Below are 13,518 nucleotides of genomic sequence, written 5' to 3'. Positions count from 1 at the left end.
CCTAGAAATTTCCTTTTTTCGCATAAAATAAAATATACCATTGTGGATTAACTGGATTTCCTCCATCTATTTATGAAGAAAACTCCCCATTGGGGAGTTTAACTGGATTTTCTACATCTAATCTTGCCTAGTCTGTCCCGATTAGCGAAATTAGTCTGAAATAACGGGAGGAAATCCAGTTAGTTTGCAAAATGCCTTGATTATGCTTGAATTAGCTGTAGAACATCCAGTTATTCGTTTGTAGGGGTGTCGGGTGACAAATTAAGTTATGAAGTACTTCTGATATAAAAAGTTTGACTCGCTTAGTATATACGTCTCTAGGATATTGAGTCTTATTTACTAATCATTTCTCCTTAAATGAGCACACTCTAAACCATTCTGCATCCAAATATCCTTTTCTTTCACCGTTGTCTAATCTAGCAGCGGAGAACAGACCCATTTTTGCACCAACCCAATGTCCTTTCGATGCTTGAAAAAACGGAATGTCGATATACTGAAATGTATCTCCATTATCGCTAAACCCGAAGGAACAGTATCCGCCATCGTCGACGGCAACTTGCAGATACAATAATAACGAATCTATTTGTCTAGTCCATAATTGACGTTCCCCATTGGCATCACCAGCCACTGCCACAAGTTCAAATTGTTCCCCCGCAGAGCTTGCGTCCATTATACAATGAATCCCGATATACATATATTGATACCCGAAAACAATCAAACCAGCTCGGTCTCCAATCATCAGTCCACTGGCATCCAGCTTAACAGTAGCTACAAACTGAGGTGCTGGAAATTTCTGCAGCAGCAAATGTGGCGCAAGGTACAGACTCGGAGTCCCAGCAGGTAACGCTTCGGCAAATAATCTCAATGAGCCCAGCTTTTCTTCCAGTGAATACCATCGTTCCAGCGGATTAGCCTGCCATTGCCATTGTAGTCCTAAACGGCTGCCATCAAATTCATCGGAAGCAGCTGGCACTTCAATGGGAAATTGTTTGCCAACATTCGGCATGTTCCACCGAAGTCCCGGCTCTCCAATACCGTCCCCATTGATATCGCTCCCCATTAATGGCCAATCCTCCATCCACTCCACTGGCTGTAGGTGTACGATTCTACCGTAGGCATCGCGATCTTGGAAATGCATAAACCAAGATTCACCTGATTCCAATTCCACCCAACCGCCTTGATGCGGTCCATTGACGGAAGTATCGCCTTGATGGAGTACAACTCGATCTTCATATGGACCTAACACGCTCTTAGACCTGAAAATAGTTTGCCATCCCGTTTCAACACCACCTGCAGGAGCAAAAATATAATACATACCGTTTCTCTTATACATTTTGGGCCCTTCTAATGTGGGGTGCTTATCAGGGTTATCGTACACAATCGTTCCTTCATCTAGAAGCTGCTTACCATCGGGAGACATCCTGCACATTCTAAGCTTATGCTTAATTCCAGCTCGGCTGCCGGCAAAAGCATGCACCAAGTAGGCCTGGCCGTCATCATCCCAGAATGGACACGTGTCGATCAATCCTTTACCAGCTTGAACCAAATGAGGCGTCGACCATTCTCCTGCTGGGTCATCCGCTGTGCTCATGAAAATACCAACATCAGGATCTCCGTAAAACACCCAATACTTACCGTCGTGATATCGAAGACTCGGTGCCCAGACCCCTTTGCCATGCTGAGGCATTTCGTAATCGGGAAGGTCCATATGTTTAATCACATGGTTAATAAGCCGCCAATTAATAAGATCTTTGGAGTGAAGAATCGGTAACCCAGGGATATGGCCGAAACTTGAAGCCGTCATAAAGAAATCCTCACCAACGCGAATCACATCGGGATCTGAATAATCTGCGTAAAGAACGGGATTGAGGAAGGTTCCATCGCCCTGATCGGATACCCATGCCTCCCGCTTCAATTTTAACTTATCCGTATTATTCATTCATTTATCCCCTTTCACCATCGTACTTCTAAAAGAAAGTGAAGTGAACCCAAGTCGCGTTGGGCGCACTTCACTTTACCCGGGTCTTGATTAGCGTTTCAGATAACGGTCATAAGCTGCTTGTTGCACCTTCGTAACGTCGTCCAGCCCCATCTTATTAATTTTGGCGACATAATCGTCGAACTTATCGATAGGCTCGTTGCCGTAAATGAACTTATCGAACATTTCATCTTTAAAAGTACTGATTTCGGTATATTTGGCGTTGATGACCTCCCGTTCTTCCGGCGTGTAGGACAGGTACTCTTTCGGGAATCGATCCGTGACGAATTTGGCAGCCTCATCCCTTTTCTTAACAACATCCGCGGATTGTGAAGCGTTCTCGTAGCGAATATCCAATTTGGATACGAAGTGCAAGCGACCTAGCGCTTTGATCACACTTCCTGCGGCAAGCTTCGGATCTTTGACAACCTTATCTGTATACTGAGGCTCTCCGTTCACCAACGTATACGTATCTCCTTCAATTCCGAAGTTGTACGAGAGCTGTCCTTCCGGGCTGTAGAACCAATCTGCCCATTTAATGAGCTGATCGATATTCTTCGATTTTGCACTGATAGCAATCCCTGTTGTTGCAATAGGAAGCTGCTGATTCTTTGTGTATTGCTTTCCATCGGCACCTTTGAGCGGATTGATGATAGACATATTTACATCTTTATTGACTTGTTGAATGGACTTATTGAAATAATCCTGACGTGCAAAAACATCCCAAGTCATTCCCGATACTTGCGTGGACAGCCGCTGATCCCAAATTTTCGTATCATTAGTGGCATACTCGTTATCAATCAGTTTCTCTTTATACAGCTTGTTTAAATAGGCAAGGGCACTTTTTAACTTAGGATTCGTATATGTGAAACTTACCTTGCCGTTTTCAACTATAAAATCTTCATCCAGCGAAACACCGAAAGGTTCGATAAATCCATTCAAGCCTGCTTTTTTATTTCTTGTAGTGAAAGGAATCTCATCTGCTTTCCCGTTACCGTTGGGATCTTGTTCCTTAAACGCTTTCAAAACGTTATACATCTCATCCATCGTTTGAGGCTGTTTCAAACTTAACTTGTCGAGCCAATCTTGACGCAGCAAGAAGGTGTTATTGGTTTTTACGGCCAAGAAGTGCGGAAGATAATAAATCTTACCACCGTCTGTCTTTAGAGCACGGGCATAAGCAGGATTACTATCCAACAGTTTCTTGAGATTAGGCATTTTATCCAAATATTTATCAATCGATAAAAAGGTCCCTGCTTCTCCACCTTTGTTCAGCATATCTCCCGGACTTTCCATAAGGTCGGGGACATCCCCTGAAGCGATGGTGAGATTAAATTTTTCCTTGTATTGATCGGCATTTTCAGGTCCCGCTATCCAGTCAAACTTCACACCTGTTTGCTTAGTAAATTCCTTTACCCAAGGCATATCATTGTTCATCGGAGCTCCGGGATCGTTTTGCACCATAAATCGGACCGTGACCGGTTTATCCGTTGTGACTGCCGAACTGGTATTCGGCTGTGTTGAACTGCTTCCTGCGGCTTCTTTTTCTCCCGAACATCCTGCGAGCACTCCCATTAAGGCCGTCATGGAAAGTGCAGCAGGTACCGCCCATGTCTTTTTCTTATTTCCAAATGTCATTGAAAACCCTCCTTGTTAAATGTATATCATTTATCAATCAAAGGCTAACGCCTGTGACCACAATGGGAATGCGTTACCCTTTAACCGATCCTACCATTGCACCTTGCACGAAAAATTTCTGAACGAAGGGATATACCACCAAAATAGGCAGTGTTGCCGCCATAATCGTTGCATATTTAACGGATTCTCCCCTTAGCGCCCGCTCTGAAGCAGCCGTTCCACCCAGTACTGAATCCGTATCATTCATAATCACAATGTCGCGCAGCAGCAATTGAATAGGCTGCATCGATTTGGAGCTAAGATAAAGCATAGCTGGAAAAAAGCTATTCCACTGCGCAACCGCATAAAAGAGTCCAATTGTCGCCAAAGAAGGCAAAGAAAGGGGAAGTACAATTCTCAGCAAAATTTGGATATGTGAGCATCCATCGATTCTTGCCGCTTCCTCCAGTTCGTGTGGAATCGCTTCGAAAAAAGTACGCATGATGAAAACGTAAAAGGAAGTTACGGCACCAGGAATAATAATGGCCCATATGGAATCCCTCATGCCGAGTGCATTGACGACAAGGAAGGCTGGGATAATGCCACCTGAGAATAACATTGGCAGAAGAATAACTGTTGTAAATGCTTTTCTACCCCACATATTTCTCCTTGATAAGGGGTAAGCGGCTAATACTGTCAACGTGATGCTAACCAGTGTTCCCGTAATTGTGTACACGACCGTATTGAGATAGGATCTTCCCAACATCGGAAATTCAAATACAAGTTCATATGCTTTCCAGTTAAAACCTTTTGGGAATATTGTAATTTTCCCCTGCTGGATATAGATGGGTTCACTTAAAGAAGAAGCTAATATATATAGAAAAGGGTATAGCGTCAATACGACAACAGCGATCATAATGACTGCATTAAAGATATTGAAACATACTCTCCCCACGGTTAAGCGTTGATTTGGCATGAACTGTATCCTCCCTTACCACATGCTAGTTTCAGAATATTTCTTAGCCAGACGATTTGCAGCAACAATTAAGATCAGCCCAATGATCGATTGAAAAAATCCGATGGCACTAGCAAAGCTGTAACTGGAATCGATAATTCCTTTGCGGTAAACATACGTATTAATTACATCTGCTGTAGCGTAAGTAGTCGGATTGTACAGAAGCAAAATCAGCTCATATCCGACCTCGAGCATATGGCCTATCTTAAGCAGCAGCAAGATAATGATCGTCGAAGCAATACCAGGAATCGTAATATGAATCGCCTGCTTCCACCGGCTTGCTCCATCGACCATCGCGGCTTCGTATAATTCGCTGTTAATGCCAGTCAATGCTGCAAAATATAAAATGGCGGACCAACCTATCGTTTGCCAACTATCTATGCTTGTGTAAATCCATTTGAAGTATTCCGGTTTCATCAAGAAATGAATTCGTTCCATTCCAAACGATGCGATAATATTATTAAACATCCCCACACTAGGCGACAAGAACGTAACGGCCATGCTGGCCACGATAACCGTAGAGACAAAGTGGGGCAAGTAGCTGACAGTTTGCACAGCTCTTTTCACTACACGGCTGCGGACCTCGTTAATAAGAAGCGCGAACACAATAGGAGCAGGGAACACAAATAATAAATTCATTAGATTAAGCAATAATGTGTTTTTCACTAACCTGAGAAAATAAACAGATTCAAAAAATGCCACAAAATGCTTTACCCCCACGAAATGGCTGTTCGCGAACCCTTTAAAAATATCGTAATCAAGGAAAGATAATACAATGGCTCCCAGCATCGGCACATATTTGAAGAGTGCATAATATACTAGGACAGGTATAAACATCAAATAAAGGTGATACTCGTTCAGCAGACGTTTCTTTAATGTCTTTCTGCTTCTCTCGCTTATTTTTATTCTTGATTTCGCGACATCAACTGCGGCATTCTCGATGTTCATAGGCATCCCCTTTCTAGCCGAATTCAATGTTCCAGCTCATGCCCCTATTATGTCTTTTGCCCTCCTCTTTCGTAAATCGATCATTCTTTCGCAGGATCGTTCTGAAATTAGGACTGATCGTCTTTTTTTAGGATCAATCCTTATATTTTGTGTATATAAGAAAAAACCGGCCCCTGCTATGGCAGAAACCGGTAATATCCGTGATATGTTTAAGGTAAAGAACGATATTGACCTGGCGTTACTCCTTCATGTTTCTTAAATACTTTAATAAATGTGTTTGCATTAACGAATCCAACTTTTTCTGCTATCTCTTGTACGGGTTCTTCCGTACTTCTCAACACTAATTTTGCTTGTTCGATTCTGCGAATATTTACGAAATCCACAAATTTCATCCCTGTTATTTCTTTAAATTTGCTGCTAAGATACGTCGGTGACATCTTAAGCTCGTTCCCTAGCTGGGGAAGCGATAATTCCTCATGATAATGTAGCTCGACATATTCGCGAATATTGGCAAACAACTTCTCGTATTGATTCTCAGTGCGATCTTGAATATAGTGTTGAATAGCTTCAAATGCTTGAATTAATATTTGCTGTTTCGCCTCTACCGTATCGCTGTTATCGATATCCGAATATAATCTAGAGTCTGACCCAAGCACCTGTTCCATGGTCGCCCCGATCTCGTAAATCGTACGCACAGCAGTTCCGGCCAGTGCCCTAAACAATTGTTGAATGAGCTCCGGCGAGGATGAATCCTTACCGAGATTGCTCGATAGAATGCGATCAAGTGATTTACGAGACTCATCAATGTCAGACGTTTTCAATTGATTAATCAACTGTTTCTCCATGTCCAAGGAAAAGTTCAAGATGGTTTGTGGATTAACAGGCACCTCATCTACGAAAATGATTTCGCCCTGACCTTTTACAATTTTATAACGCAGTGCACGCAATGCTTCCAAGTAGGAATGCGGAATATTGGGATGGGTGTCGCATGCTCTTCCGATGCCTACCGTGAATTTTTTGTTGTATAACCTTTCAAAAGTAGCATTTATGTGATGAGCAAACTCAAATATTTTCTCAGGATCGCTCGTCTCCATATCCATATTGGCGATAACCACAATCATATTGTTATGTTTGGGAACATAATGAGTCGATAACCCGATTGCTGCAAATCTTAAGAAAGCCTCATCAAACGCTTCCATAATTGTCTCGCCACTGCTAACAATTTGGTCAAGAGAGAAGTCTGTGGTCTCAAAAACGATGAGTTGAAAAGCTGGAAATGGCAAGTCTAGTTGAATGGAAGTCGTCGTTTCCTCCCAATTCGCCGAGTAGGCTCTGCCTTCAATCAGATCGTTCAAGAATTTCTGGCGGAGTGCTGGCACCTGTTTTTCAAAGGTGTTCTTAAGACTTTCATAACGGTGATGTACCGTATCGATCAATTGATTGATGAAGACTAATTCATTCTGTTTGTTGTTGCGATTCGGACTTATTCTGCCACCGACGCCGACTACATTGATATATTGAATAATGCGGTTAATGGGTTCGTAAATTCTCCTCGTTAGCATGTAGGATACGATAAGTCCGCAGGCTAGACAAATTAGAACAGCAACAAGCGTAATACTTTGAATTCGACGGGATTTCTCGGTAATGGTCGTAATCGGTACCATACTCATATAGCGCCAGTCGTTCACATTAGAAGAAGTATATACGACAAGATACTCCTTCCCATTTGCAATACGAACATGTAGGGATCCAGGATTTTGCTTTTTGTCATTCACTGTGTTTATTATATCTCTCAGTATTTCCCCTAGTTTTTCTTCATTGGTTTCCTTGAACCGATTGTTCTTTAGCACAATATTCCCCAAAGAATCCGTTACAAAAACACCTGTGTCATCTCCAAGCTGAGAGCTGTTGATTCCATTTAAAAATGCAGAAACATCGACACTTGTATAAATAACACCGCGAAAAACCGTCTCTTCAATAGGAGCCGGTCTACCGAACAGCAATTGCGGCTTATCGTTAACCGTTACTGTCCCTAAATAAGAGACGCCAAACTGGCTGCGGTTTTGTTTAAACTCATTGGTATTTGGGTGAAAGGGAAATATGCTGTTGTAAAAAAAATCCTTTTCATATTTGGCATCATTGCTAATCGTGAAGGGCTCTCTCATAGGATCTAGCCATAGGTTAGCCACTAATGGATTCGACAGTTTCACACTGCTAAGATATTTTACCAATTCCGCATAGAGCGGTTCGTTATTCATTTCTCCATTGGAGGATTGATATATCGCTCGACGTGTATTCGGTTGCAGGGCTATTTGCTGCATCATGCTTTCCATAACTAAGATTTCTTTATCTGTGTTATCCCTAGCCTGCTCCAAATAAACACTGCTCGAGTGTTCAGATTCTTCGATAAGCAGCGATGATGAAGTCAAATAAGAAATGCCGCCCACGGTAACAATCGAAATCAGAATAACAACATTCAATATGAGCAGCCATTTAACGAAAATACTGTGTTGGCGAAAAAAAGCTAAACTTTTGGGTAGCATCTGCAGAACCTCTTCTCTCTTAGATTCCATTATACAGCGGACTGCAACTGATACCTAAAGGAAAAGAAAGGAGAGTGAACTTCCGCTCTCCAGTGAATTACACATAGGTTATTCAATCGATAATGATCGTTTGCTGTGGCTGCATGTGAATGACGATGATATTCTCATTAAGATGGAAGGCAACCGAATTCCCTTTAGAATCTACAATATTTACGGGTGTAACCAAATTGATCCGAATCAGGCAGTTTCCTTCTATATCCGCCGTAATAGCTGCTTTCTTAAGCTTCCCGTCCTCCCACTCGATATCGACCTCATATCCACCTCTTGCCTTCAGGCCACGAACGAAGCCTTGCTTCCAGCGAGAAGGAAGCGCTGGCAGTAAATGAAGCTCGCCGCGGTGGCTTTGCAGCAGCATCTCGGCGATACCAGCTGTTCCCCCAAAATTCCCATCGATTTGAAAAGGAGGGTGATTATCAAACAGGTTTGGCAAGGTTGAATGCCGCAGTAACTCCTCGATATGATGATAGGCTTCATCTCCATCCAGAAGCCTCGCCCAGAAGTTTATAATCCAGGCACGACTCCAGCCTGTATGTCCTCCACCATTATGAAGTCTTCGCTCTAACGTTACTTTGGCAGCTTCGGCAAGATCAGGCGTCGTATTCGGATTGATCTTCGTTCCAGGATGTAAAGCGAATAGATGGGAAATATGCCGATGTCCCGGCTCCGCTTCCTCATAATCCTCAAGCCATTCTTGTATTTGACCGAACTTGCCGATACGGGTTGCGGGCATCCGATCCATGATCGTCTTTAGCTCATGACGAAATGATTCGTCCACGCTAAGTACTTGAGCTGCAGCGATACAACCTTCGAACAGCTCCGTCAAAATTTGAGCATCCATAGCCGGTCCATAGCACAACGTTCCTGTTTCCCCACTAGGAAGTATATAGCAATTTTCTGGAGACACGGAAGGAGCCGTCACCATCACACCTTCCGGCGATTCAGCGAGAAAATCGACGAAAAATAACGTTGCTTCTTTCATTGTTTCATAAGCTTGGGCTAAGAAAGCGCGGTCCTGTGTAAACAAGTAGTGTTCCCATAAATGCAAACATAACCAAGCCGCACCCAACGTCCAATACGTTGACGGAGGATAAATATCTTGTGGAGCGGTATCCGCCCATATATCCGTATTATGATGAGCTACGAAGCCACGGCAGCCATACATGACTGATGCGGTCCGTCTTCCCGGTTCTCTCATTCGCTCGATCAAATCGAACAAAGGATCATGACATTCGGATAGATTGCAGGTTTCAGCGTGCCAATAATTCATTTGCGTATTAATGTTAATGGTAAATTTGCTGTCCCATGGAGGAAGCATCTCGTCATTCCAAATACCTTGAAGATTCGCTGGCAAGCTGCCCTTCCTACTGCTCGCGATCAGCAAATATCTGCCAAACTGAAAATACAATTCGATCAATGCCGTGTCATCATAGCCCCTCTTCATCCGTTCCAATCTTTCAGGTGTAGAAAGAGTGGATTTCACTTCCATATCCTCATCCTGCAATTGAAGTGAAACCCGCTGGAACAACTGACGATGATCGGCGGTATGGCGAGCTAACATCTCTGTATAGGATAGGGAAGAAGCGAGATCCAACATTTGCTCGCAAGCTTGTTCCGCATGTGCATAACGAAATGTTGTAGCGACCGCAACCCTAAACTCGACGCTTACGGCACCTTCCACAACTAAATGCTCGCCGATGGTTTTCATCGTTCCACTATCCGCTTGAGCTTGAACCATAACGGCATAGTCGCTGCCACCCGTGCCGTAACAGCTGTTTCGCATCACAAGCGTGTTATTCCCTCGTTTGCCCGTATAATCTACATATTTCCCCTTTTTCCTATCGAAACGCACGCGGAGAGACATCCCCTCAGGGCAATCCGTTTCCAGCCGAATGACAAGGAGACCGTCTGGATAACTGACAAATACCTCGCGCCGATAGCGATAGTCATTTAGCTCATAGGAAGTAACTGCAACTGCGCGATCCATATCCAAATGTCTAGAATAATGAGACACTTCACTTTCGTTATCTGTAATTATAAGCAAATCCCCCGCAGGCATATAATGCCTTTGACTGCTTGGCGTACCAGAGAAAGCCGTTTCAGCCAATTGATGTGCTTCTTTTAGTTTACCTTCAAAGAGCAAGCCCCGAATGACAGATAGATGTGCTAACGCATCTGGGTTATTCCTATCCTGAGGACCGCCATACCAGATAGAATCTTCGTTTATCTGAATTCTTTCTTTCAAAGGATCTCCGTAAATCATTGCTCCAATTCGACCATTACCAATAGGAACAGCCTCATTCCAATTTTTTGCAGGTTGCTTAAACCATATACGATTATCCATGTTCATCCCCATATTGAAAAGTTGATAATTGCTTCATAAGTATAAGTAGAAAGCACTTCAATCCTCAATCGTTGATTATTACGATACATCGTCCATTTTTCAGAATGACGTGAAACTATGCAGTTCGCTATGAACCGAGCTTGGATTTTTTACTATCTTCTATCTGTAGAAAAAATTTTTTTCTTCCCCCTCAAATAAATAGGCGTTCACCCATTGGAGTGAACGCAGCTGTTAACTAAAGACGTATGTCCTATATATCTTAATTATATAAAATATAACCATATTTATTTATCACCCGATAACTTTTCTTCTCTGCTGGAGGATGCCTTCTTCGGCCGATTCCTCACCTGGTGTAAATAGGCACGAACATTCCGTTCTTCTGCATGCACGTACGCGAAGTCCAGATAAGCAGCAACCTCTCGCGCGGTTTCACTGAACAGATCACCCATCTTAAAGAGTGCCTGCCAAATATGATCATAATCGGCGGCATTCGGATACGTCATCGTGAAAGCTTGCCATTCCTTAGCACTCAGGTGATCGGCCATGTACTTGCCGCACTTGCCAGCACTCATCGTAAAATCAGTCCGCATGCCAATTTTCCATTCGAGCATCTGAATCAGGACATTGCGGTTGATCTGCTCGTACATAAACATGACATAGGTCAACTCTTTGCGCCAAAGCCCCTTCGCCATATTCAAACAAATCCACCAGAACTCGTTGCATGCTCCCTGAAATTGCTTCTCCGTTGGCCTGCGAATATGATAATCGCTATCGTTAGAGTCAGGAAGGGGACCTATCGTTCCATCCTTATCCATAAGCAACACACTCAAACTGTCAGGCTTCATCAACTCGTGCCGCTGCGACAAAGGGATTAACGTCAGGTCTATTCGGTTCCCATCTTGGAATTGCATCAGATATACGAGCCGATCCGTAGGCTCCGCCATCGGATAAAACTCGTTATCATCCGGCAACTGCATGATGAGCCGCTCGCCAAACCGATCAATCCAACGGGGCTCCGATCGGAAAGAATCTGTTTCCTGTACGAAATAGACGATGTCATAGTCCTGAAATTCATCCCGAGGCACATTCGGATTCGCCCGCGATCCATTCATCATCACCGCTCGAATACGATCGTCTTCCTGAGCCGTGTCTAGAATGATTGCCATCATTTCTTGTTCGCTTCGCATGGCTTGGGGTTAGCCTCCTTTGCAACTCTAGTGATGTTCTACTTCGTTGCAGAAGGTCCCTGCTCCTTTTTTATAGCTTAAACTTACCAACAGCTTGCTGCAAACGCAGTGACATACTGTTCAGGTCGTTCGCGAACGCTGCGACTTCTTGCAGCGCTGCGAGCTGCTGCTCCGCGCTCCCCGCTACATTCTGGGCAGCGAGAGTCGATTGCTGTGCGATGTTCGATGATTCGATCACCGAAGCCGTCACCTGTTCGGATCCTGCCGACATCTCTTCAGCGACGGCAGAAACATCACGGATCTGATCAGCCACTTGATCGATTGCCTGCAGAATTAATTGAAAGGCCTCTCCTGCCTCATGAACAACGACGATCCCCGTATGTACTTCTCTGGTTCCCTCGTTCATCGCCTCGACGGCTTGCTGCGTACCCTCCTGGATTTGTTCGATCAAACCGATAATCTGGTTGGCTGAGCCCCCTGATTGCTCGGCTAGTTTCCGTACTTCTCCGGCTACGACTGCAAAACCGCGACCATGTTCGCCAGCACGAGCCGCTTCAATCGCGGCATTGAGCGCGAGGAGATTCGTCTGCGTGGCGATACTGGAAATGACGCTGACAATACTGCCAATCTCAACAGATTGCTTGTCGAGCTTCTGCACCATGGAAGCTGTCCGATCAACTGTAGCCCGTATGGATTCCATCTGATGAATAACTTGTTGCAAGGATATATGACCATTCCTTGCTTTCTCAGAAGCATCCATAGAAACCTCTGACACGGACGAAGACGTTTCTGCAATCCGTTGAATGCCTATCGACATTTCCTCCATCGCTCGAGCGCTCTCAGTAGAAGTTAAGCCCTGCGCTTCAGCTCCACGCGCGACAGCTTGGATGGAAGTCGCAATCTCATTCGAGGCGGCTGAGGTTTCTTCAGCACTTGCCGAAAGCTGTTTCGAGGACATCGCGACATCCTGCGAGCTTGCGTTCACTTCTCTGATTAGCTCTTGCAAATTAAGAATCATTTGCCCAAAGCTATCCGTCAATTTGCCTACTTCATCCTTACTCCGACTCTTAACCGTGCGCGTTAAATCTCCCCCCGCAATGCTTTGAGCTACATGCATCAACGCATTGATAGGTCCGATGATGAATCGGCTAAGCAGCAAGGCTATACCGATGCCAAGTAATATATCGACGATGCAGGAAATAATGAGCGTACGATTAACGGAATGAATTTCCTCACTTAGATAGTCCGTCGATTCTTTAGATTCTTGATTGAAGCTATTAATATATTGGTCGGCCACGGTATAGATGACTTGTTTGAACTCATCGGTCTGATCATCTGCCTTCTTATTCTCATCGCGGAGCTGCGCCGCCGTTAGTTTACTGGTTTTCTTATTAATGTCCATGACGGTATCAAATGATTTGATGAAACCCTCGCTGGCGGTTCGCAAACTGTCAGCCAACTCCAGCTCCTTCGGGCTATTCGATTTGAGGGTAATGAACGCCAAATATTCTCTGAATTTCACTTCATTTTCCTTGTACGCTTTAGCAGCTTCTTCACTTTGATTAATAATAACATCGGCTTGATTACTGTACAGAATACCTACATAATTCTTGAGTTCGTACGCTGCTTTTACCTCCGCATTTCGCTCGGTTTCCTGATCCAACGCACTTTGAACTCCTGTTAGTTTCCAGTAATTGTTCAAAGCGGCAACCGTAAATAACAAAATAACCAAGAGCATGCCAGATAGTAGCTTCGTTCTTAATGACCAGTTTCTAATCATGAAAAAATCCCTTCTTTCTCGTTCTGAAATCTAGCCACTCTTTTCTCAT

Annotated in this window: 8 protein-coding genes; all 8 read right to left on the bottom strand. The window is 43.9% G+C overall.

The window, feature by feature from the left end:
• Positions 1 to 343: 343 nt before the first annotated feature.
• Positions 344 to 1,939 (bottom strand): glycoside hydrolase family 43 protein, encoded by a 1,596-nt coding sequence (locus AC58PV_RS15915; protein WP_497433203.1) that lies wholly within the window; start codon positions 1,937 to 1,939, stop codon positions 344 to 346.
• A 90-nt stretch (positions 1,940 to 2,029) separates the two neighbouring features.
• Positions 2,030 to 3,616: an extracellular solute-binding protein gene (locus AC58PV_RS15910; RefSeq protein WP_497433202.1), complete on the bottom strand. Its 1,587-nt coding sequence runs from the start codon at positions 3,614 to 3,616 to the stop codon at positions 2,030 to 2,032.
• 73 nt (positions 3,617 to 3,689) lie between these two features.
• Entirely contained in the window at positions 3,690 to 4,571 is an 882-nt protein-coding gene (locus AC58PV_RS15905; RefSeq protein WP_497433201.1) for a carbohydrate ABC transporter permease, read from the bottom strand.
• Between the two features lie 15 nt (positions 4,572 to 4,586).
• Positions 4,587 to 5,558 (bottom strand): ABC transporter permease, encoded by a 972-nt coding sequence (locus AC58PV_RS15900; protein ID WP_497433200.1) that lies wholly within the window; start codon positions 5,556 to 5,558, stop codon positions 4,587 to 4,589.
• Positions 5,559 to 5,767: 209 nt separating this feature from the next.
• A complete protein-coding gene (locus AC58PV_RS15895; protein ID WP_497433199.1) occupies positions 5,768 to 8,101 on the bottom strand; it encodes a helix-turn-helix domain-containing protein in 2,334 nt (777 codons plus the stop codon).
• Between the two features lie 112 nt (positions 8,102 to 8,213).
• Positions 8,214 to 10,502 (bottom strand): glycoside hydrolase family 95 protein, encoded by a 2,289-nt coding sequence (locus tag AC58PV_RS15890; RefSeq protein ID WP_497433198.1) that lies wholly within the window; start codon positions 10,500 to 10,502, stop codon positions 8,214 to 8,216.
• Positions 10,503 to 10,786: 284 nt separating this feature from the next.
• A complete protein-coding gene (locus AC58PV_RS15885; RefSeq protein WP_497433197.1) occupies positions 10,787 to 11,689 on the bottom strand; it encodes an aminoglycoside 6-adenylyltransferase in 903 nt (300 codons plus the stop codon).
• A gap of 70 nt (positions 11,690 to 11,759) precedes the next feature.
• Positions 11,760 to 13,469 carry a methyl-accepting chemotaxis protein gene (locus AC58PV_RS15880; RefSeq protein ID WP_497433196.1) on the bottom strand — a complete coding sequence of 570 codons (1,710 nt, stop codon included), beginning with the start codon at positions 13,467 to 13,469 and terminating at the stop codon, positions 11,760 to 11,762.
• Positions 13,470 to 13,518 lie beyond the last annotated feature (49 nt).

Source organism: Paenibacillus sp. J22FR83, assembly GCF_059691955.1.
Note: the sequence above shows the minus strand (reverse complement) of the source record. Positions and strands in the feature narration are given on the sequence as shown.

Coding starts and splice junctions, on each gene's coding strand:
- AC58PV_RS15915 (WP_497433203.1), bottom strand. CDS start 1,939: ATGAATAATACGGATAAGTTAAAATTGAAGCGGGAGGCATGGGTATCC.
- AC58PV_RS15910 (WP_497433202.1), bottom strand. CDS start 3,616: ATGACATTTGGAAATAAGAAAAAGACATGGGCGGTACCTGCTGCACTT.
- AC58PV_RS15905 (WP_497433201.1), bottom strand. CDS start 4,571: ATGCCAAATCAACGCTTAACCGTGGGGAGAGTATGTTTCAATATCTTT.
- AC58PV_RS15900 (WP_497433200.1), bottom strand. CDS start 5,558: ATGAACATCGAGAATGCCGCAGTTGATGTCGCGAAATCAAGAATAAAA.
- AC58PV_RS15895 (WP_497433199.1), bottom strand. CDS start 8,101: ATGCTACCCAAAAGTTTAGCTTTTTTTCGCCAACACAGTATTTTCGTT.
- AC58PV_RS15890 (WP_497433198.1), bottom strand. CDS start 10,502: ATGGATAATCGTATATGGTTTAAGCAACCTGCAAAAAATTGGAATGAG.
- AC58PV_RS15885 (WP_497433197.1), bottom strand. CDS start 11,689: ATGCGAAGCGAACAAGAAATGATGGCAATCATTCTAGACACGGCTCAG.
- AC58PV_RS15880 (WP_497433196.1), bottom strand. CDS start 13,469: ATGATTAGAAACTGGTCATTAAGAACGAAGCTACTATCTGGCATGCTC.